Source organism: Amycolatopsis sp. NPDC033938 (genome assembly GCF_055575975.1).
The window spans coordinates 105,489-126,587 of sequence record NZ_JBVIRO010000002.1; the positions used below are offsets into that span (position 1 = coordinate 105,489).

Annotated in this window: 14 protein-coding genes and 1 tRNA gene; 9 read left to right on the forward strand and 6 right to left on the reverse strand. The window is 69.0% G+C overall.

The genetic code is table 11. The features are described 5' to 3' along the window. Positions 1-465 precede the first annotated feature (465 nt). The 6 genes from ACZ5ZX_RS07165 (at position 466) to ACZ5ZX_RS07190 (ending at position 11,329) form a co-directional block, all read left to right on the forward strand. Positions 466-1,161 (forward strand): helix-turn-helix domain-containing protein, encoded by a 696-nt coding sequence (locus tag ACZ5ZX_RS07165; RefSeq protein WP_465501131.1) that lies wholly within the window; start codon positions 466-468, stop codon positions 1,159-1,161. A 320-nt stretch (positions 1,162-1,481) separates the two neighbouring features. Next, a complete protein-coding gene (locus tag ACZ5ZX_RS07170) occupies positions 1,482-4,181 on the forward strand; it encodes a helix-turn-helix transcriptional regulator (RefSeq protein WP_465501132.1) in 2,700 nt (899 codons plus the stop codon). After that, positions 4,178-6,712, forward strand: a complete 2,535-nt coding sequence (locus ACZ5ZX_RS07175; protein ID WP_465501133.1) for an AAA family ATPase — start codon at positions 4,178-4,180, stop codon at positions 6,710-6,712. The genes ACZ5ZX_RS07170 and ACZ5ZX_RS07175 overlap by 4 nt, the downstream gene beginning before the upstream one ends. Then, on the forward strand, positions 6,646-9,387 hold the full coding sequence (locus ACZ5ZX_RS07180) for an AAA family ATPase (RefSeq protein WP_465501134.1): 2,742 nt from the start codon (positions 6,646-6,648) through the stop codon (positions 9,385-9,387). Before ACZ5ZX_RS07175 ends, ACZ5ZX_RS07180 begins: the two co-directional genes overlap by 67 nt. 212 nt (positions 9,388-9,599) lie before the next feature. Beyond that, positions 9,600-10,373 (forward strand): helix-turn-helix domain-containing protein, encoded by a 774-nt coding sequence (locus ACZ5ZX_RS07185; RefSeq protein WP_465501135.1) that lies wholly within the window; start codon positions 9,600-9,602, stop codon positions 10,371-10,373. A gap of 47 nt (positions 10,374-10,420) precedes the next feature. Continuing rightward, positions 10,421-11,329 (forward strand): sterol desaturase family protein, encoded by a 909-nt coding sequence (locus ACZ5ZX_RS07190; RefSeq protein WP_037319987.1) that lies wholly within the window; start codon positions 10,421-10,423, stop codon positions 11,327-11,329. A gap of 67 nt (positions 11,330-11,396) precedes the next feature. On the opposite strand, the gene ACZ5ZX_RS07195 is transcribed toward ACZ5ZX_RS07190, so the two are convergent. The 3 genes from ACZ5ZX_RS07195 to ACZ5ZX_RS07205 form a co-directional block, all read right to left on the reverse strand. Then, positions 11,397-12,575 (reverse strand): serine hydrolase domain-containing protein, encoded by a 1,179-nt coding sequence (locus tag ACZ5ZX_RS07195; RefSeq protein WP_465501136.1) that lies wholly within the window; start codon positions 12,573-12,575, stop codon positions 11,397-11,399. A 32-nt stretch (positions 12,576-12,607) separates the two neighbouring features. Next, positions 12,608-13,501, reverse strand: coding sequence for an alpha/beta hydrolase (locus ACZ5ZX_RS07200; RefSeq protein WP_465501137.1), 894 nt, complete (start codon positions 13,499-13,501; stop codon positions 12,608-12,610). A gap of 186 nt (positions 13,502-13,687) precedes the next feature. Next, positions 13,688-13,760: transfer RNA gene (locus tag ACZ5ZX_RS07205), tRNA-Arg, on the reverse strand. Between the two features lie 196 nt (positions 13,761-13,956). On the opposite strand from ACZ5ZX_RS07205, the gene ACZ5ZX_RS07210 reads away from it, so the two are divergent. Continuing rightward, positions 13,957-15,081 (forward strand): epoxide hydrolase family protein, encoded by a 1,125-nt coding sequence (locus ACZ5ZX_RS07210; protein WP_465501138.1) that lies wholly within the window; start codon positions 13,957-13,959, stop codon positions 15,079-15,081. Positions 15,082-15,232: 151 nt separating this feature from the next. Then, on the forward strand, positions 15,233-16,150 hold the full coding sequence (locus ACZ5ZX_RS07215; protein ID WP_465501139.1) for a cation diffusion facilitator family transporter: 918 nt from the start codon (positions 15,233-15,235) through the stop codon (positions 16,148-16,150). A gap of 91 nt (positions 16,151-16,241) precedes the next feature. On the opposite strand, the gene ACZ5ZX_RS07220 is transcribed toward ACZ5ZX_RS07215, so the two are convergent. From ACZ5ZX_RS07220 to ACZ5ZX_RS07230, 3 genes are all read right to left on the reverse strand, one after another. Further along, positions 16,242-16,550 (reverse strand): hypothetical protein, encoded by a 309-nt coding sequence (locus ACZ5ZX_RS07220; protein WP_465501140.1) that lies wholly within the window; start codon positions 16,548-16,550, stop codon positions 16,242-16,244. Positions 16,551-17,685: 1,135 nt separating this feature from the next. Next, on the reverse strand, positions 17,686-18,414 hold the full coding sequence (locus ACZ5ZX_RS07225) for a DUF305 domain-containing protein (RefSeq protein ID WP_465501141.1): 729 nt from the start codon (positions 18,412-18,414) through the stop codon (positions 17,686-17,688). After that, positions 18,411-19,196, reverse strand: a complete 786-nt coding sequence (locus ACZ5ZX_RS07230; protein WP_465501622.1) for a DUF3105 domain-containing protein — start codon at positions 19,194-19,196, stop codon at positions 18,411-18,413. The genes ACZ5ZX_RS07225 and ACZ5ZX_RS07230 overlap by 4 nt, the downstream gene beginning before the upstream one ends. Before the next feature lie 203 nt (positions 19,197-19,399). Between ACZ5ZX_RS07230 and argS the strand changes: the two genes are divergently transcribed. Continuing rightward, positions 19,400-21,094: an arginine--tRNA ligase gene (gene argS / locus ACZ5ZX_RS07235; protein WP_465501142.1), complete on the forward strand. Its 1,695-nt coding sequence runs from the start codon at positions 19,400-19,402 to the stop codon at positions 21,092-21,094. Positions 21,095-21,099: the final 5 nt, after the last annotated feature.

The window sequence follows — 21,099 nt, forward strand, 5'->3', positions numbered from 1 at the left end:
AACCCGAAAATCGGCATGAATGGCAGGATTATTCGGGTGACCTGCTGTGGTGGTGCACGGTGAAGATTAATCACGTGTGATCGGACGGGTCAACGCGTCGCGGGCGGCGTGGGGTCAACCTTGTGGTCCGGATGGGCGCCGGGTTCGGTGTGGACGCGGTCGGTACGGGTGGCTGGTTCGGTCCGGTGAAGTGGTGAAGTGAGGACGGCCACTTCCCGGCGTGATGTCGACTTGCCGCCGCATGACGTATTGCGAAAGACGAATATGGGACGCTCTCGGCTCCCGGGCGCGCGGGGTTACCGGTCTTTGATGGCGGGCGTGTGGCGCGGAAGCGAATCTTCGCTCGTGAGCCGGTGAAATTGCCCGGCGATCGTTCCGGATTTTACCGAGGTTCCGCTTCGCGATGGCGATCGGCTTTCGGCGGGCATAATATGAACCGAGCCGATCGGCGCCAAGGGGGTAGCTATGGACTTGGCCGGATCCGAGGCGCTGAAGGCGCCGATGGAGCCAGTGGACCGTGTCGGTGAAGCTTGTGTGCTGATCGGTGTGCACTGCGGTCCGGAAGTGTCCGAAGACCGGTTGCGGGAGGAACTCGTCCGCGTCGCCGGTCCCGACTTGCTCGGCGTGGGCGCGGGCCCGCTCGGCTATGTGCTGATTCCGGCCGAAGACGACGAGGACGGCCTGCGACGCGCCGGAGAGCTGAGCCGTCGGCTGTCCTTTCCCGGCTGGTTTGCCGTGACCAGGAGGCATACCCGGTTCCAGGAGGGGAAACGGGAGGTCCGCGAGGTCGCGGCGATCGCCGTGGCCGCCGGGCGACCGCCCGGTCTGTACCTGAAGACCGATCTTCCGGTGGAGTACGCGGTCATCCGGCAGCCGTCGGTGCTGCGCGGGCTCGGTGAACTCATCGAGCCGATCGCCGACCGGCCCATATTGCGGGCAGCGGTGGCGGCATTGGCGACCGCGGACGGCAATCGCAGCAAGGCCGCCGTCGATATCGGGGTGCACCACAGCACGCTCGACTATCGCCTGCGTCAAATCCGTGAGCTGACCGGTTTGGACCCGACGAGCGCACGTGAGCTGTCGATCCTGTCGATCGCGTTGACCGCCCGCGCCGTCGCGCGCGGCGGCATTCTGGAAAGCGCGAAAATCCCCGTCTCCTGACCGGCGCGTTCCTTCTGGAGCACTCTTCGCGCGTGAGAGCGAGACGGCGGCGGCCGCGAAGACGATCTTGACCGTGTCGTCCGTCCCAAAATCGCATCGCCCTGCCCGTAATGAGTATTGTTTCCGGCAACGGGCCGTAAGGGAGCGACGATGCTGCGTTTTCACGAGAAGTCGCCCTGCCGAAGGGGTCGATTCATGAAAACGACTCATAAATTGCGGGAGAAAGGCAGGAATCGGACACTTCTCGGCTGGAGGACCGTTCCGGGGGAGCCGAGAGTATGACCGGTGGACCGGCTTTTCGCACGGGCGATAACTCTTTGGTGGGACGCGACGCGGAACTCGGCGCGATCCGCGCCGCGGCGGACGGCGCGCGTACTGCCGGGGCGCGGCTCGTGGTGGTCAGCGGCGCGGCCGGAATCGGCAAGACGGCTCTTCTGTCACTGGCCCGCGCCGAACTCGCCAACGGTGCCACTGTCCTGCACACCGCTTCGCGTCCTCCCTCGGAACCGTATGACGGAGTTCGAGAACTCTTCTCGGAACGGCACGATTTCCTGGCCGCGCTGGCCTCGGCGCCGCAGGACGGTTACGCCACCTTCGAGAACCTGACCCGGCTCACCGTCGGCGAACTGGCCGAGAGGCCGCTCGCGCTGTTCGTCGACGACGCCGAGCATTGCGACGAGAACACGCTGCGCTGGCTCGGCTTCCTGATCCGGCGGGCGGCCGGGCTCCCCCTGCTTCTCGTGCTGAGCCTGCGACCCGAGACCCAGGAGCGCTCCCCGGCGCTGGCGGCATTGGCCGGGCGGGACGTGACCACGACTGTGGACCTCGGCCCGCTCGGTGAGCCCGAAGTGGCCCTGCTCGTCGGCAGAAGGCTCGGCTGCCCGCCCGAGCAGCCGTTTCTCGACGTCTGCGTGGCACTCGGCGGGGATCATCCGCAGGTACTGCGCGTGCTGCTCGACGCGTTCGCACGGCACGGACTGTCGCCGGACGCCGCCGGCGCGCGGGCAGCCGTCGACATCGGCGGCGACGCGCTGGCCGTCGCCGCGACCGGCTGGCTGCGAGACCGGCCGGAGCCGGTGCGCCGGGTCGCGGCCGGGGCGGCCCTGCTCGGATCGACCGGGACGACCGTGCTCGGCGCACTGCTCGGCCTTTCCGCCATCGCGGTCGACGCGGCCGTCGCGACCTTGCGCGAACATCACGTCCTTCGGCCCGGCCAAGAGGGTTTCGCCCACGAGGCCGTATCGCAGGCGATCCTCGCCGAATTCTCGAGCGAGGAACTCGACGGGTTACGTGCCCACGGCGCTCGGCTGCTGCACTGCGAAGGACGGCCGCCGCGCGAGGTCGCCGATCTCCTCTCGCGACTGCCGGCGCTCGACGAACCGTGGATGTCCGCGACGCTGTGGGACGCCGCGGTCGACGCCGAGCGGTCCGGCGAACCCGAGGAAGCCGCCCGCTTGCTGAACCGTGCCCTCGCCTGCTCACCCGACGACGTGTCCACGACCCTCACCCTGGCCAGGGCGCTCACGGCGGTCGATCCGGAGTCCGCACGGGACCACCTCCTCCGGGTGATCGACCGGGTGGAAACCGCTCAGTCGCGGGCGACGGCCATGGGCTGGCTCGTCGAAGCCGCCTTGTCCGCTCCTCCGAGTTCCGCGGCCTATGAGCGGCTGGCGGAGGTCATCGACGCCGTATTGTCCACAAAGGATTCCGGACTGGCGGAGATCGATCCCGAACTGCGAGCCCGCGGGCAAAGCGTGGTGCTCATCGCGGGCCTCGGTGACGGGGCGACCGTCCGGTCGGCACTCGACCGGGCCCAGCTCATCGAGTCGCCCGGCGTCGGTCATCCGGCCAGCCGTTTCCTGCTCGGAAAGCTGAGCACCGCCGCCATTCTCGGGGGCAGGCCGGGGAGGGAGGTCCGGAGGATCGCCAGGGCCGCGCTCGCCAGTCCGCCGTCGGGTGGCGATCTCGACGAGGGCGTCATCGACGCGGCCTGCGCGCTGTACATGGCGGGGCGTCCGGGTGAGGCGCTTGCGGCGCTCGCCACCGCCCGGCCGTCCGACGCCGCCTGGCCGCGCTGCCACCAGGAGTCCCTGCGGACCTACATCCTGCTGGCCCTCGGTGATCTTCCCAGCGCGGTGGCCGCGGCGGCAGCGGCGACCGGGCTCGCGGCCGGCCGGGCGTGGACGTTGCCGCGGCTCGCCTCGGCCGAAGTCTTCGTGGCCCAGGGGCGGTTCGCGGCCGCCGAGGAGCAGCTGGACCTGGCGGACGAAGCCCCGGCGAGCTTCTGGGAACACCAGCAGAGCCTGCTGCTCAGAACCTTCTTGCGGTGCATGGACGGCGATCTCGACACCGCACTGCGCTGCCTCGTCCGGTGGCATGCCGATGATCAGCAGGATCGGGCAAACCCGATGGACACGGCTCGATGGGTGGTGCCGGCGGCGATGCTCGCCGAAGCGGGCAATCGGGCGACCGTCGAGGAACTCGTCCAGCCGCAACTGGCCGTCGCCGAGCGCTGGGGAACGCGCGAGGGGCGGGCACTCGCGATGCTGGTCAAGGGGGTACTGGCCACTGACGAGACCGGGCTCGACCTGCTCAGTGCCGCCGTTCTGCTGCTCAAGGAGAGCGAGTTCCGTTCGCAGCACATCCTCGCCGAATACGTCTACGGGCGAGCCTGCCATCAGGCGGGAGACGTCGTCGAGGCTCGCCGCCACCTGCGGGAGGCCATCGTCCTCGCCGTCCGCCACGGTTACGCCGCGCTCGGCAGGCAGGCACGGACGCTGCTCATCGCCGCGGGCGGCTGGATCAAGGAGCCGAACGGCGATCCCCTCGGCCTGCTGACGGCGAGCGAGCGACGGGTGGCCACGTACGCGGCCAAGGGGGCGAGCAACCGGGAGATCGCGAAGGCCCTGTTCGTCACGCTGCGGACGGTCGAGAGTCACCTCTCCAGCACCTACCGCAAGCTCGGCGTGCGGTCCCGGACCGAGCTCGCGATCCTGCTGAGCGGTCAGGCGACGTCATGACCGAGTCCGAGCACGCGATGCTTCGCACGGTCGTGGAGGACGTCCTCGCCGGGCAGGCGTCGGTGGTCCAGCTGACCGGTCCGCCCGGTTGCGGCCGCCTGGCCCTCATCGGGTCGGTGATGGCGTGCGCCCGGAAGGCCGGCATGAAAGTGCTTTACGCGAAGGTGCCGCCGCCGGAAGCCGGGATCCGGTACGCGGTCCCGGTCGAACTGCTCACCGCGCTGAACCCGGCCCAGGGGTGGGACCCGGACGGCACCGCGGACGCCCTCTGCGACGAGTTCGTCCGCGTCGCAGCGGAGTCACCCCTGACCCTCGTAGTGGACGACGTCCAATGGTGCGACGAGTACTCGATGGCATGGCTCTCGGCGCTGGTGCACCGGATGCGCCGGACTCCGTCGCTGATCGTCCTCGGCATGGTTCCGCTGGGGCTGCCCGCCGAATCCGCGCTGGCCGCGCTGTGGCTGCGCGCGGACACGAACGAGACGGCCTGGCATGTCGTGGAGCCGCCCCCACTTTCCCACGCCGCCTCGCGGCGGCTGCTGGAGTCGGCCGCCGGGGTCGCGCCGGACACCGGGTTCGTGGACGCCGTACAGCGCTACACCCGAGGCCTGCCCGCCTGCGTGAGTGTCACCGCCGACGCGGTGGCCCGGGGCGAATTCGGCGTCACCGTCGACGACCTCCCCGCCTTGGCCGCCTGGTCGGCGACCGAACTCGGTGACCGCGACGCCGCGCTGATCCGGGCGCTGCCCGAGCCACTGCTCGCCATGCTCCGCGCGGTCGTGCTGGGCCATGGGTGCTTCGGCACCGAGCTTCTCGCCCGCTTCGACGGGGTGCGGGGACCGATGCCCGAAGTCCTCCTGGATCGGCTTCGCGTGCTCGGTCTGGTGGCGCCCGGTGAGCCGCCCCGGCCGGGCCAGCCGTGGACCTCCGGCCGGGTACTCGCGCAGATGACCGCGGCCGAACGAGAGCGCCTGCGCGCCGACGCCGCCCTGGTCGGTTATCAGGCCGCGATGCCGGGGCACGCGCTGGCGCGGATTCTGCTCGACGCGCCCGTCGTCGGCGAACCGTGGGCGGTGCGAACACTGCGCGAGGCGGCCGAGCACTGTGGCGCCGAAGGCAGGCCTAAGGAAGCTGTCGGCTATCTCAGGAGGGCTCTCCACGAACCGATGGGAGCGCTGGACCGGGTGCGGCTCGAGCTGTTGATGGCGAGCCTCGAGGTGCGGTACGCGCCCGACGCGAGTGACCGCACGCTGACGAGGATCACCACCGGGCCAGGGCCGGACGAGATCGGTCCGCTCCGGGTCGAGGCGGCGGATCTGCTGCTCGCCAGGGGCAGCATCGAGACCATGGAGCAGGCCGTCATCGCCGCCGTCGCCCGCCCGGAACTCACCGAATGCGTTCGCGTCCAGCTCGGCGCGTTGCACTGGCTCGCGCTCGACGGGACCTACGAGGCGGGCTCGCCGGTCATCGAGGCCCCGCCACTGCCTGCCGATCCGGCCCAGCCCGCCGCCGCGGCGGCGCTGGCGTGGCAGCTCGCCTGCGGTGGCAGGGAAGCGGACCAGGCCAGGGAACTGGCACGAAGTGTGCTGGCCGCCGGTTTCGGCGAGGGAGTGCCGCTGAGTCCCCACATCGTCGCGAGCCGGGTCCTGCTCTCCACGGACGACGTCCTGGAGGCGGAAGCCGGGCTCGAAGCGGTCGTCCGGGTCGCCCAGCGCCGTCGTGCGGTCGCCGCCGTCGCCTGGACCAGGGTCATCTTGTCCATCCTCCACGGCCGTCAGGGCCGGGTCGCCGAGGCCAACGACGAATTCGACCGTGCCCTCGGCGAACTGCCACTGGAGCATTGGCATCCGACCGCCAGGCCGAAGATCCTCGCCCATCAGATCGGGCTGCGGTTGGAAAGCGGGCTCCTCGACGAAGCCGGGCGGCTGGCCGAGGCCGAACCGCCCGCCGGTGCGGAGTCCAGTGTCGGCTGGGCACAGCTGCTGCTCATCAAGGGGATCCTGCTGTTGCGCAACGGCAAGGCGAGGGAAGCGGCTGACCGCATCGTCGAGGCCGGACGGCTGCTGCTGGCCCGAGGCTGGACGAACCCGGCCATGTACGCCTGGCGTTCCTTCGCCGCTAGCGCGTACAGCGCCGTCGGCGACGACCGGGAGGCCGAGCGGCTGATCGGTGAAGAGCTCGAACTGGCCGGGCGATGGGGAGTGCCGAGCACTCTCGGCGGCACCCATCTCAACGCGGCGATGACCCTTCCCGCGCCCGGCCGGTCGCGGCATCTGGAAGCGGCGGTACGGCTGCTCGCCACCACCCCGCTGAAAAGCCGGTACGCGACGGCCGTTCTCATGCTGGCGGCGGAGCGGCAGGCGGCGGGAGAGCACCAGGATCTGGCGGCGCTGGTCGCCGAAGGCGGCACGCTGGCGTGGCGGCTGGGCTCGCGCGCCTTGGTCCAACAGGCGGAGGCACTGGGATGGCAGGCGGAACGACCGGACGTTCGGACACCCGCGACACCGCGGCCGGGCGGAGACCGGCGGTGAACGGCGCGGCGGCGCCCGGCCCGCGGCTGGTCGAACGGGACGGCGAACTCGGCAGGCTCGCGGCCGCCGCCCGGTCCGCGGCCGAGGGCGAAGGTTCGATGCTGGTGATCCGCGGCCCGATCGGGGTCGGCAAATCCGCCCTCCTGCAGGCCGTGACGCGGTTACCCGGCGTGGGAGACACCCTGGTGCTGCGCGCCCGCGCTTCCGCGTTGGAGCAGGACTACGCGTTCGGACTGGCGCGTCAGCTGGTGGACGCCGGGCAAGGCACGTTGGCTGCGCTGGAAGCGCTCGTGGAGGGCAGGAGTGCCGACTCACCGCTGACGATGCTCGTGGACGATCTCCACTGGGCCGACGACCCCTCGCTGCGCTGGCTCACCTCCCTGGCGCCGCGGCTGAGCGGGCTCCCGGTGCTCGTGGTGGTGACCGTCCGGGACGGCGATCCGCGTTCCGCCCGGCAGCCGGTGACCGAGATCATCGGCACGGCAGCCGCCGTGCTGCGCCCGGATCTCCTTTCCCCGCAAGGGATCCGCGAGTTCGCCGCCACCACGACGGACTGTGACGGCGAATTCGCCAAGGCGCTCCACGAGACCGTCGGCGGGAATCCGCTCTTCCTGAAGGCCGTGCTGCTCGGCTTCGCCCGTGCCGGTACCGCGGCCGGGAGCGCGTGTGCGGAACTGGTCCAAGGGCGTTGCCCCGCGCAGGTGCGCGAAGGTATGACAGCGTGTTTCCTCGAACTGCCCGAACCGATCCGCGCCGTGGCCGGTGCGATGAGCGTGCTCGGGGACACCGGGGACATCGCCATCGTCAGCCAGGTGGCCGGCGTCGACACGGTCACCGGTGCGGAAGCGGCGCGCGCCATGCGGCAGCTGGGAATCATGGCGAAGCGGCAGGAGACCGAGGGGTTGCACCTGCTGGTCCGCGAGACGATTCTGCGCGCGCTGACGATCGAAGAACGGGAGCGGCTGCACACCAGGGCCGCCACGGCGTTGCACGCTGACGGGTTCCCGGCCGAGCAGGTCGCCGCCCAGCTGATGCCGATCCCGTCACCGCAAGGCGATTTCGCCATCGCCGCACTGCGCGCCGCCGCGGACAGCGCCCAGCGCAAGGGCGCGCCGGAGGCCGCGGCCGGCTACCTGCGCCGCGCGTTGCTCGAAACCTCGGCACAGGGCGAGGACCGGGCGCGGCTGCTGGTCGAACTGGCGATGGTCGAACGAACGGTCGACGTCGGTGCGGCGATGCGGCATATCTATTACGCGGTACCGTTGCTGCGGGACATCCGCGACCGGGCGGCGGCGCTGACCCGGATCGCGCCGCCCATGCTGACCGACGCCCCGCCCGCGATCCGCGTCCTGATCACCGAGACCGCCGAAGAATTCGGTGACCGCGATCGAGAACTCGCGCTCGGACTCGAAGCGCGATCGCGTCACATCGGCTACACCGATCCCGCCGAACTCGCCGACTCCTTGCGACGGCTGTCCGGCCTCGGTGCCGAACCCGCCGTGGAGACCACGGCCGACCGTGAACTGCTGATCGTGCTGCTGTACGCGGCGATGCTCACCGCGGGCAAACCGGCCGACGAGATCGCCCGGCTTGGCGAACGGGTCCTCCAGCGCGAACCCGCGCTGTCCACGCATGTGCACACCGCGCTCCCGATGCTGGTGCTGACGATGACCACCGCGGGCGCGGTCAGCAGGATCGGTCCTTGGCTGGATCTCTCACTGGAGCACGCTCGCCGTCAGGGGAGCGCCACCGAGCAGGCTCTGATCCGGATCGAACAGGCGGGGGTGTCCTTGCGCACCGGACGGACCGGCGAGGCCAGGACAGCCATGCTCGAAGCCGACGGCCTCGCCGGGGCCGACTGGATCAGCCGATCGTCGTCGTGGAGCGCGGTCACGCTGGCGGCGGTGGCGATCAGGACGCAGGAGCCCCGGTTGGTCGCACTGGCGGACGACTACCGGGGCAGCGGGGGAAAACACTCCTTCGTGCAAGTCCGGCAGTGGGCGCGGGCGTCGCAAGCGCAAGCTCGCGGTGACCTGCCCACGGCACTTGAACAGTTCCTCGAATGCGGCCGCGCACTGGAACGATCGGGGTGGCGCAACCCGGAGCTGCTCCCTTGGCGCGCGGCGGCCGCCGAGACGGCCCACCGCCTCGGCGACCTGCGTACCGCGCGACAGCTCGCCGAGGAGTACCGCGCGCAGGCCGACGAGTGGCGAAGTCCCGTGACGATAGGCCGGGCGGAGCGGATTCTCGGCGAACTCACCGAAGGCGCGGACGGCGTGGCGATGCTGCGGGAAGCGGTCACCACACTGGAAGACTCGGTCAACCGCGTCGAATTGTCGATCGCCCTCACCGCACTCGGTTCCCGGTTGCTGGACAGCGACGCCAAACAGGCGGGGGTCATCCTGCGCCGAGGCCGTGAACTCGCGAAAGAATGCGGAGACCGCCCGTCCACCGCCCCCGCCACCCTCCTGGACTGGTCGTCGATGCTGTCGAAGGCGGAAGCCCGGGTGGCCCGGCTGGCCGGAGGTGGGCTCAGCAATCAGGAAATGGCCCAGCGGCTCGGAGTGAGCGTGCGCGCGGTCGAAAAGCACCTGACGAACACCTATCGCAAGCTGGGACTGCGCGGCAGGACCGAACTCGCGGAAACCATCGGCACCACCCAGCCCGCTTCGTGAGTGGTCCTTACCGCTCACGACACGACCACTGTCCAGGTCTTCCTCGCCGGAAGCGCACACTTTGCGGCGCGGCGGATGTGCGCGGCGCCGCACTGGTACAGCCACTCGCGAAATGCTGGGTGGGGATGTCCGGCCGACCGCTACTCTCGGCAACCTGCGGTGATTCACACAGGTCAACGCACCTTGGTGGGCGAAGGAATCGAGGTTGACCGATGTTGACTCGCCGGAGAACCTGGCAGGGACGGGCGATGCTCCGTCCCGGCATGCTGATCTACGCGGGTGAGATCGCCTCCGCGCACCGGCATCGGCACGCGGCGGTGCAGATCGTCGCCACCAGTGACGCGGTCGAGTTGCGCGACGCGTCGGGCGACCGGGCCCGCGGTGGCTCGATGGTGATTCCCGCCGGTGCGGACCACGAGATGGTCGGCGGCTCGGCCGGGCTGCTCGTGTTCGTCGACCCGGCCGGGGCCATCGGGCACGCGCTGACCGCGCGGGTGCGGCGAACCGGGCTGCCTGTCGACTCGGCCGCGGCATGGGCCGCCGCGGGCCTGGCACCACCCGACGTCGAATTGTCCTCTCTCGAACCAGCGCAGTGGGCGGACCGACTGCTCGGCGAGGTCGGGGGTGACATTCCGCCGCGCTCGGTGCACCCGGCGCTGCGCCAGGCGATGGCCCTGCTTCCGTCGATGCTCGACGGTGAGGCCGGACTCGCTCGGCTGTCCGCGGCCGTGGGCCTGTCGGCATCGCGGCTCGGACATCTGTTCGGCGAGGAACTCGGATTGCCGTTCCGCGCGTATGTGCGGTGGGCTCGGCTCCGGCGCGCGATCGATCACGCGCGTGCGGGTGGAACGCTGACCGCGGCGGCGCATGCCGCCGGGTTCGCCGACAGTGCCCATCTCACCCGGGTCAGCCACGAGATGTTCGGCCTGGCGCCCTCGCATCTGGTCGGCACGGTGCGCTGGTGTGAGCCGGATCGCGAGGGTTAGCGAGTTCGTTCAAGCCGCCGCACGCCTGTGGCCAGCAGGCTCGGGACATGCGAAAACTCGTGAGATACGGCTACGTGCCGTTCATGCTCCTTGCCGTCAACGGCGCCGGCGTCGCCATCGCCGCGGCCGGGGCTTCCAAGTTGTGGTTGGTCGGCCTGGTCTTGCTGGCCATCGCCGTGTCCTTCGCCGCCGAGCGCGTCCTGCCCTACCGGCAGGAGTGGAACGCGGCGCGTGGCGACGACCGGCGCGATGCCGTCCATGCGGCGGTCAACGAATCGCTCACCATCGCCAGTCTCGCCGTGGTGCCCGTGCTCACCGCGATCACGCCGTTCGACGGGATCTGGCCCGGCGAGTGGCCGTTCGTCGTGCAGGTGCTGGCCGCGATACTCGTGGCCGACCTCGGTATCACGCTGGTCCACCTGGCCAGCCACAAGATTCCGGCGCTGTGGCGGCTGCACGCGGTGCACCACAGCGTGAAACGCGCCTACGGGTTCAACGGGCTGATGAAACACCCACTGCACCAGACCCTGGAGACCGCCGTGGGATTCGCCCCGCTCATTCTCCTCGGCATGCCCACCAGCGTGGCCTACGCGGTCGCGCTCTGCGCCGTCGTGCAACTGTTACTGCAACACTCCAATGTGGACTATCGGGTCGGGCCGCTGCGTGTCGTGCTGGCGCTGAACCAGGCTCACCGCTTCCATCACCTCAAATGGGCGGGCGTCGGCGACGTCAACTTCGGACTGTTCACACTGCTGTGGGATCACCTGTTCCGCACCTACTCCTACGATCCCCAGCGTCAATTCACCAGCGACGACCTCGGTATGGCCGCGAAGCCCAACTACCCGGACGCCTACCTGGCCCAACTCGCCGAACCATTCCGCTCCAGCGGGGCCTGTACGTCCGACGACCTCGACGCGAAGGCGCCCACCGAACCGGCGGCATCCACTTCACACTGACCGCCCGCGTGAGCTCGCTGCAGACTGCCGCCTGCAGCGAGCTCACGGCGTTTACGCCTCAGTGAGGTCAGCCGCGGTCATCGCACATCGCGCGCTGCTTGAAGGTCGCCAGCGCACCGTCGATGGGGTGGGGCCGCGGATTCCCGGAGGAGTCCAGCTTGTTCCACCGAGCCAGGTTCACCGCGAAGGACGTCTGCCGCTTCCCATCGGCTCGGATCCAGGACTCCGACTGGGCTCCCCAGGTCGAGCCGTCGTGGCCCCAGAAGGTCCCGCAGCCCGGGATCTCGGCCTTGTGCAGCCCCAGGCCATAGTCGATCAGCTGCCCGTTCTGGGCGATGACCGGGACCGTGTGCTGCATCTGCGCCAGCGATGACCGGTTCACGATCTCACCAGCGAGCAGCTTGCCGAAGAAGCGGTTGAGGTCCTCGACAGTCGAGACCAGACCGGCTCCCATCATCACCCAGGACATGTTGTAGACGCTGTAGTCGCGCGGCGGGTCGACCAGGCCGAACAGCGCCTCGTACATCCGCGAGTGCGGTCCCTTGATCCACGGCCCGTCCGGAAACTCGGTGTGCCGGAGCCCGGCGCGCTCGATGACGTTGCGGGTGATGTACCTCTCCGCCGTCGTGCCGGTTACCCGCTCCAGGAGTTCGCCGAGCAACAGGTAGTTGGTGTTGGAGTACACCCCGGGAGTGCTCCCGGGCTCGCCGGTGGCGGGCGCCTTGACCCCCATCTCGATCAGGTCGGCCGTGCGGAACTGCTTGAACCGGTTGTCGTCCACGCTCTGCGCCGAGATATCCGGCAGTGAAGGCCACGCCTTGAACGACGGGTACGCGTAGGGGAGGTATTCGGCGAGGCCGCTGGTGTGGTTGATCAGCATCCGAACCGTGATCTTGTCGCCGCGCTCACCCGGCACCAGGTGCGGCAGGTAGCCGCCGATCGGTGCGTCGAGCCGGATCCGGCCCTGCTCGACCTGCTGCATGACCGCGGCGGCGACGAAGGTCTTGGTGATGCTGCCGACGCGCTGTCGCATATCTGCCCGGATAGGGCGGCCGGTCCGGACATCGGCGACCCCGGACGCGCCGCGCCAGGTCTGGCCCGCGTCGCGCACGTCGGCGTAGACGCCCGGCATTCCGGCGCGATGCACAGCGTCCAATGTGGACTGCAGTGCGGCGCGATCGAGGCGGGGCGCCGGGGCTGCCGCCGCCGTACTCGTACCGACGACCAGCGCGGCCACGCTTGCCATTACCACCAGTTGGATCTTCAAGACTCGTCCTCTCAATCGGCCAGGGCGCGGCGCACGGCCGCGGTGATTTCGGCGAACTGCCGCTGCGAGACGTCGGCGGGGATCGCCCCCGACCCGTGGAAGGTGCCGGGCCACTGGTGCAGCTCGACCGACACGCCCGCCTGCAGCAGCCGCAGCGCGTAAGTGATGGACTCGTCACGGTTCGGGTCGAACTCCGCGCTGGCGATGTAGGCCGGTGGCAGTCCGGACAGGTCGGTGGCCCGAGCCGGTGCGGCGTACTGCGTGGCGGGCGCGGAGCCCAGGTAGTACTCCCATGACCGGGCGACCTTGTCGCGATACAGCCAGGGCGTCTCGGTGAAGGTCCGGGCCGACCACGTCTCCAGCCGGTCATCGAGTCCGGGCTCGTTGAGCACCTGGAAGCGGATCGCGGGTCCCTGCTCGTCACGAGCCCGCAGCGCCACCGCGGCCGCGAGGTTCGCGCCCGCGCTGTGGCCTCCGACCGCGATCCGTTCCGGGTCGATACCGAGTTCGGCCGCGTTCTCGGCCGCCCAGGTCAGCACGGCGTAGACGTCGTCGAGGGCGGCCGGGTACCGGTGCTCGGGGGCCCGGCGGTAGCCCACCGAGATCACCACCGCGCCCGCCCCGTCGGCGATCCGGATCGCCAGCGGGTGCTCGGTGTCGAGGTCGCCCATGACATGTCCACCGCCGTGCGACCAGATGATCGCGCCCTGTGCCTGGAGAGGGCGATAGATCCGCACGGGCACGTCCGGATCGGCGGGCACCGTGCGGTCTTCGATCTCCATTCCGGTCGTCTCCGGTGCGGGCCGCGCGCCTGCCAGCTCGGAGTAGGTCTTGCGGTCGGCGACCGGGTCGGTCAGGTCGGCCCGCGGCAAGAACGGGATGAATGCTTCAAGTTCGGGATCCATGGCGACCATCCTTCTGGTCGCCACCCCCGGGATCGCCCGCCACGCGTCGGGCATTCCGCCGGGATCACGCGCCGATCGTCGCAATTCCCCCTGTCAGGGAGGCACTTGTCGCACAACAGCGCGAACAGCAAAAAAGGGAACAAGGCTCATCGGCCGCGGCCGATAATCTTGTTCCCGTTTTCAGTGTGCCCTCGGCAGGATTCGAACCTGCGACACCTGCCTCCGGAGGGCAGTGCTCTATCCCCTGAGCTACGAGGGCGTTGCCGCCTGGGCGACGTTGGAAGCTTAGCGCATCCCGTCCAGCGTCTTCGCGCGCGGTGGTCCTAAACGCGGCGGTGTCGTGTGGCGCGGGCGACGGAGACGCCTTATGTGCCTCTGACCAGCGCTTCCAGTCGCTGCGGAGAGGTCCCGTCAGCCGCTAGCGTTGGTGGGGACCAACGAACCGGGAGGACGTCGTGATCGAACCGTTCGAGGCGGCGATCCCCGAATCCGCCATCGCCGACCTGCGGGCGAGACTGCGTGCCACGCGCTGGCCCGAGTCCGCCACCGTCGACGACTGGACGCAGGGTGTCCCGCTGGAGTTCGCGCGGGAGCTGTGCCGGTACTGGGCCGAGGACTACGACTTCGGGCTGGCGAGCCGGGTCAACGCTTTCCCGGGTTTCAAGACCACTGTGGACGGTCTCGGGATCCACTTCCTGCACGTCCGTTCGCCGGAGCCGGACGCGACGCCGCTCGTGCTCACGCATGGCTGGCCGGGTTCGGTGGTCGAGTTCCTCGACGTGCTCGGACCGCTGACGGACCCTGTCGCGCACGGCGGTGATCCGGCGGACGCCTTCCACGTCGTGGCGCCGTCGCTGCCGGGGTTCGGCTGGAGCGACAAGCCGTCGTCGACGGGCTGGAACGTCGAGCGCATCGCCAGGGCCTGGGACGAACTGATGGGGCGGCTCGGCTACGAGCGCTACGTCGCGCAGGGCGGTGACTGGGGTGCCGGGGTGACGAACATGCTCGCCAAGCTCGTCCCCGAACGGCTGATCGGCGTCCACGTGAACATGGTGGGCGTCGCGTACGACGAGACCGTGCTCGGTGAGCCGACGGAGGCCGAAAAGAAGGCGATCGACGATCTGGCGCGGTTTCGCGCGGTCGGGTCCGCGTACGCGCAGCAGCAGGCCACGCGCCCGCAGACGCTCGGATACGGGCTCACCGACTCGCCGTCGGCGCAGGCGGCGTGGATCGCCGAGAAGTTCTGGGAGTGGACCGACAACGACGGCTCGCCGGAGACCGCGCTGTCCTGGCGGCAGATGCTCGACGCGATCTCCGTCTACTGGTTCACCGAGACCGCGGCGTCGTCGGCACGGATCTACTGGGAGAGCAAGGAGCGGGACGCCTCCCCGATCACGGTCCCGTCGGGGGTCTCGATCTTCCCCCACGAGATCCTTCGGCCCTCCCGGCGCTGGGCGGAGCTGCGCTACACCGATCTTCGCTGGTACGAGGTGCTGCACAAAGGCGGTCACTTCGCCGCGTTCGAGCAGCCTGAGGCCTTCGTCGGCCAGCTGAGGGGGTTCTTCCGCTCGCTTCGGTAGCGGTGCGTGTCGGTTTCAGGTTTCGGGAAGGCCCTCCTGGGGGATGGCTTCCTGGTGTGGCTTAAGACATGGTGAACTTAGGCTCACCTGTATTGCACATATGCGCATGTGACAATATATTCGGCCTGTCGACTTCACGAGAGGCGGAGCAATGGGTCACGGGCACGGGCATGGGACGGCGTCGCCGTCGAGCGCGTCAGGCCGCTACCTCAAGAGCTTGACGATCGCCCTGTTCATCGGCGCCGGCTTCATGGTCATGGAGTTCATCGTCGGGTTCGCCACCGGCTCGCTCGCGCTGATCTCCGACGCCGCGCACATGTTCACCGACGTCCTCGGGGTCGGCATGGCACTGGCGGCGATCATGCTGGCCCGGCGCAGCGGCCCGACCCACACCCGCACGTTCGGGTTCTACCGGGCCGAGGTGCTCGCGGCGCTGGGTAACGCGATCCTGTTGTTCGGCGTCGCCGGCTACGTCCTGTTCGAGGCCGTCGGCCGGATGAGCGACCCGCCCGCCGTGCCCGGCCTTCCCGTGCTGCTGGCCGCGGCCGCCGGTCTGGTCGCCAACATCGTGTCCTTCCTGATCCTGCGCAAAGGCGCCGAGGAGAGCATCAACGTCCGGGGCGCGTATCTCGAGGTCCTCGCCGACCTGATCGGTTCCGTCGGCGTACTGCTGAGCGGTGCGATCACGTTGCTGACCGGCTGGCGCTACGCGGACCCGATCATCGGTGTCGCGATCGGCCTGTTCGTCCTGCCCCGCACCTACGCCCTCGCCCGCCGTGCGCTGCGGATCCTGTTCCAGCACGCGCCGAAGGGGGTCGACGTCGCCGGGATCCAGACCGAACTGGGGGCGCTGAAGGGCGTCGAGGACGTCCACGACCTGCATGTCTGGACGCTGACCTCGGGGATGGAGGTCGCTTCGGCGCATCTCACCATCGCGCCGACCGTCGAGCAGTCCGCGGTACTGACCGAGGCGCAGAACCTCTTGGCGAACCGCTACTCGATCGAGCACGCGACCCTGCAGATCGAAGTGCCCCAATGCGCGCGGCGCTGCCGAGAACTCTCCTGGTAGGGCGCGTCGTGAGTGTTCAGGAGCAGGACTCCTGAACACTCACGACCGGCCGTTGCTCAGCCTTCTGCCGGGCTGGGCCGTCTCACGGGTTTCAGCAGGCCGAGCCGTTGGCCATGCGCAGGTAGTTCGAGTGGATCCAGACGTTGGACTGGCCGCCCCACAGGTTGCCCTTGCGCCAGTAGCCGGAGACCTGGGTCAGGAAAAGGCCCTGCCCCTGGCCGACCCACACCACGATATTGCGGTTCGGGTAGTCGTACGCGGGGACGCCGACGGTGGTGACGAAGCAGTCGGTGAGCACGGTGTCCGGCGCGGCCGAGGCGCTCGTTGTGCCGCTGGCGACCGCGGCCAGGGCCAGTGCGGCACCGGCGATCGCCTGCTTCGCGCGCTTCTTGGTTTCCAAGGAAATTCCCTTCAGATCGCATGGACTGTCTCAGGGAACGACTCGGGAGCCCGAGAAAGGGAATCATGAATGGACAACACGTAATTTCGACGGCGAATTCAAAGTATTCCGCCTGGCACGTGACCATGAATCCCGGAATGTCGATTCGAGGGCGCGTACGCCGAGGTCAGATCGATCCGTGACCGGTCGGCGGAACCTGCTTGTGACACACAAAAAATCCCACGTGCCCCCCAGTGGCATTCGCTGTGACCGTTTTCGGTGGACGGTCACGGCTTCCCCAGTCCGGCGAAACGCGCCGGAGCCCCTGACTTCGTTCCTTGTGCAGTTCGACGCTACTGGTGATTTATTGTCGGCCGCATCGGCCGAAAAGGTGAAGGCCCCCTTTGCGTGCAGCCGTTGTTGCTGGTGGTGCTGCTGAGGCTCGTGACGGCCGTCCGGGGCGGGTGAGGGGAACTTTGAGGGACCGTGAGTCCCTCAAGGAGAACCCGCATTTGGGTACCTACGCCTGACCTGCGCAAGGGTGGTTCCGCGGGCATCGTCGCCCCGTCTCGCCCCTTGATCACGACAGGCGGACCGGCGACCGAGCGGGGAAGATTCCGGACGCTCAACGGCCGAAATCTTCCCCACCCGGACCACCCCGGCAACCCGCACACGCTCCACACCAGTAGGTAAGCAAATGCAAGCCCCTCAAGGAGTCCTTCACGGCCCAGCCGCTACGGACCCACCCACCGTAGGTACCTGTTGAGAGGTAACTCAAATGTGGCGTGTCCTGAAGGACCCCGTTGGGACGTTGAAGGTCTCAAAGGGGTCCTTCAGGACATCACGCTTCGACGCTGGGCAGCGGGCCCCGGCCGCGCCATTTTTGCCTTACCCCTCAATAGCGCTGGGGGATGGCCGCTGGCGCGCCCGCTCGCGGGTGGAGGTGAATCCCTGACGCCCGGTTCTGATGCGCGTGAAGGCCCCCTTCCCTCGGCTCAGCAGAGGGAAGGGGGCCTTCACGCGCAAAGACGCCACCACAAAAGTCCCCTTAGTCACACTGGCCTCAGGTGCAACTTCCCCAAACCGGGCACGCTGGTCTCGAAATGTGTCCCTTGTGGACAGTCAAGAGCTGTCCGGTGACCGCCGGGGCCGAAGATCAGGGCGCCGGGAGAGGCTGGGCGCCGCGAGCCGCGAGCATGCGCGTGATCAGGTCCGCTTCCGCGCCCTGCGAGATCAGGATGCTCCTGACCAAGGCCTTCAGCGCGGGCAGGCCGGAATGCTGCTGCGCGTACTCCGCCATCGCCGTCCCGCCCTGGTGGTGGCGGAGCATCAGCTGCAGGAAGAAGACGTCCAGTTCCTTGCCCTGCAGCGAGCGCATCTTGGTCAGTTCGGCGGTGGTGGCCATACCGGGCATGAGGGATCCGCCGGACGGTGCCGTCCCCGGCTGCCCGTGCCCGGAATGACCGGGCATCGGCTCGGTCATCCAGGCCATGGTGGCGCCGGTCGCCTGCTCCGGCTGGTCCCAGAGCATGAGCCAGCCCTTCATCCGGCCGATCTGCTCGGTCTGCGTGCTCTGGATGTCGAACGCGAGCTGTACCACCTCGCGGTCGGTCGAATGGTCGCGTGCCCAGTTCGCCATGGTGACCGCTTGGAGGTGGTGCACCGACATGTCCTGGGCGAACCCGACCTCGACCGAACCGGCGGCGGGGGTGACGGCCGCCGGTTCGTCGTCGATCAACCGGACGAGGAACGCGCCGATGCCGAGGCCGAGGATGAGGACGACGACGAGCGAGGCCCCCACCACCAGCCATCGGCGGGCAGGGGAGGACGGTGCGTCATCCCCTGCCTCGTCGACGTGGTCGGGAGCGGAGTCCGCTTGACTCATTTCGAGGCGGGCGCGGACGGCGGGACCTGCGACTGCTGAGGTGCGTCCGGAGCGGTGCCCGCGGTGCCCTTGTAGTCCATGGGCTTGGCGTCGGGCCCGGGCGGAGCCGGGTCGAACGGCGGCTCGTCCTCCGGGGCGATCGAGGAGTCGCAGGAGGCGCCCAGTTCCGGGTACACGCCGTTCGGGTTGCTGCGCAGCGCCGCGATGAACTGGTCGATCCGCTCGTCGTCGGCGTTGTCCAGCTTCAGCTGGTGGCCCCACGACTGGAGCGAGATCGGCTTGTCCAGCCCGGGGTACGGCGACATCATCGTGTACGGCTTGCCTTCGACACGGACCTTGAGCAGGTCCAGTGCGCCCCCGGAGACCTGCTGCGGGTTGTAGGCGATCCAGACGGCGCCGTGCTCGAGACCGTGGACGAGCTTCTCGGTGCGGATCGCGTTCGGATAGACGACGCCACTGCACGAGGCCCAGCTGTCGTCGTGCGGGCCGCCGAAGGGCGGGGTCTTGTCGTAAGCCACCCGCTCGGTGGCCCTGACGTGCGCGCCGGCGGAGTAGTTCGCGGTGACGACCCCGGGGATGCGTTTGGAGGGATCCGGGTCCTGCTGCGAAGGCGCGAAGGCGGCCGCGGCTTCTTCACGGGTCTTCTGCTCGCGCTTCGGCGCCGAGGCGATCATGTAGTAGGTGACCACCGAGGCCGCCAGGGCGACGACCGCGACGACCGCGATGATCGTGCCCCAGGGCGTGCCCTTCTTGGACACGACGGAACTACGGGCGGCCTTCATGGCGTTCTTCGACGACGCGCCCTTTTTTCTGGTTGTCCCGTTAGCCATGGCTCCTGCGTTCTCCAAAGGGGGTGGTCCCTGCGCGGGCCAGTGTAGAGACCACGCGTCTGATCACAGTGAACAACCGCAAGATCACCGGCTTGGCTCACACCTTCCGGCGGTCGCTGCGAGTCCGGGACCTGCTGACACCTAGAATTCCGCGAGTGACTCCCGCAGCTCTCGCCGACCTGGTCCGTAACTCCGCCGTGCAGGTTCTCGCCGCGCGCGGCCTCGACGATTCCGTGCTGCCGGAGAAGGTGACGATCGAGCGTCCCCGCAACCCCGAGCACGGCGATTACGCGACCAACCTGGCGCTGCAGGTGGCGAAGAAGGCGGGCATGAAGCCCCGCGACTTCGCGGACGCGCTGGCCGAGGTCCTCGCCGCGGCCGACGGGATCGACTCGGCCGAGGTCGCCGGACCCGGTTTCCTCAATCTGCGGCTCGCCGCCGACGCGCAGGGCCAGATCGTCCAGCAGGTACTCGACGCCGGCGAGAAGTACGGCCTCGGTGACGCGATGGCCGGGGTCAAGATCAACCTCGAGTTCGTCTCGGCGAACCCGACCGGCCCGATCCACCTCGGCGGCACCCGCTGGGCCGCGGTCGGCGACGCGCTGGGCCGCGTGCTGGCCGCGCAGGGCGCGCTGGTCACCCGCGAGTACTACTTCAACGACCACGGCGCGCAGATCGACCGCTTCGTCCGCTCCCTGATCGCGGCCGCCAAGGGCGAGCCCGCCCCGGAGGACGGCTACGCGGGCGGCTACATCAACGACATCGCCGCCGAGGTCATCCGTCAGGAGCCGAGCGCGCTGTCGCTGCCGGACGACGAACGCGCCGAGACGTTCCGCCGGGTCGGCATCGAGCTGATGTTCACCGAGATCAAGCAGAGCCTCCACGATTTCGGCACCGACTTCGACGTCTATTTCCACGAGAACTCGCTGCACGAGTCCGGTGCGGTCGAGTCGTCGGTCCAGCAGTTGAAGGACTCCGGGAACCTCTATTTCGAGGACGGTGCCTGGTGGCTCAAGTCCAAGGAGCACGGCGACGACAAGGACCGTGTCGTCATCAAGAAGGACGGCAACCCGGCCTACATCGCCGGTGACCTCGCCTACTTCCAGGACAAGCGCAAGCGCGGGTTCGACCTCTGCATCTACATGCTCGGCGCGGACCACCACGGCTACATCGCCCGCCTCAAGGCCGCCGCGGCCGCCTTCGGTGACGACCCGGCCGTGGTCGAGGTGCTGATCGGCCAGATGGTCAACCTGGTCTCCGAGGGCAAGCCGGTCCGGATGAGCAAACGCGCGGGCACCGTGATCACCATGGAGGACCTGGTCGGCACGGTCGGGGTCGACGCGGCCCGCTACGAGCTGATCCGCTATTCGGTCGACTCCACTTTGGACATCGACCTCGATCTGCTGCGCAAGCATTCGAACGACAACCCGGTCTACTACGTCCAGTACGCCCACGCGCGGCTGGCCTCCTTGCAGCGCAACGCTTCCGATCTCGGTCTCCTGCCCGAAGTACGTTTTCCCGCTGAGGGCTCATCAACACAGTTCGATGGCGACGTCGACTTCGGTCTGCTTACGCTGCCTGCCGAGGGCGATCTGATCCGCACGATCGGCGAATTCCCGACCGTCCTCCGCCGAGCGGCGCAGCTGCGCGAACCGCACCGCGTCGCCCGGTACCTCGAAGAACTCGCCGGCGCCTATCACAAGTGGAACGCCGTCGGCCGGGTTCTTCCGAAGGGCGATGAGGAGACCACCCCCCTCACGTTCTCCCGGCTCGCGCTCTGTGAAGCGACCCGCCAGGTGCTGGCGAACGGCCTCACCGTGCTCGGTGTCTCTGCTCCGGAACGGATGTAAAACGA

Bases quoted from the DNA above. Each gene is read 5' to 3' on its own strand.
- ACZ5ZX_RS07180 (WP_465501134.1), top strand. From the start codon at position 6,646: ATGGCAGGCGGAACGACCGGACGTTCGGACACCCGCGACACCGCGGCC.
- ACZ5ZX_RS07225 (WP_465501141.1), bottom strand. From the start codon at position 18,414: ATGAGTCAAGCGGACTCCGCTCCCGACCACGTCGACGAGGCAGGGGAT.
- ACZ5ZX_RS07215 (WP_465501139.1), top strand. From the start codon at position 15,233: ATGGGTCACGGGCACGGGCATGGGACGGCGTCGCCGTCGAGCGCGTCA.
- ACZ5ZX_RS07185 (WP_465501135.1), top strand. From the start codon at position 9,600: ATGTTGACTCGCCGGAGAACCTGGCAGGGACGGGCGATGCTCCGTCCC.
- ACZ5ZX_RS07175 (WP_465501133.1), top strand. From the start codon at position 4,178: ATGACCGAGTCCGAGCACGCGATGCTTCGCACGGTCGTGGAGGACGTC.
- ACZ5ZX_RS07195 (WP_465501136.1), bottom strand. From the start codon at position 12,575: ATGGCAAGCGTGGCCGCGCTGGTCGTCGGTACGAGTACGGCGGCGGCA.
- ACZ5ZX_RS07230 (WP_465501622.1), bottom strand. From the start codon at position 19,196: ATGAAGGCCGCCCGTAGTTCCGTCGTGTCCAAGAAGGGCACGCCCTGG.
- ACZ5ZX_RS07190 (WP_037319987.1), top strand. From the start codon at position 10,421: ATGCGAAAACTCGTGAGATACGGCTACGTGCCGTTCATGCTCCTTGCC.
- ACZ5ZX_RS07165 (WP_465501131.1), top strand. From the start codon at position 466: ATGGACTTGGCCGGATCCGAGGCGCTGAAGGCGCCGATGGAGCCAGTG.
- ACZ5ZX_RS07200 (WP_465501137.1), bottom strand. From the start codon at position 13,501: ATGGATCCCGAACTTGAAGCATTCATCCCGTTCTTGCCGCGGGCCGAC.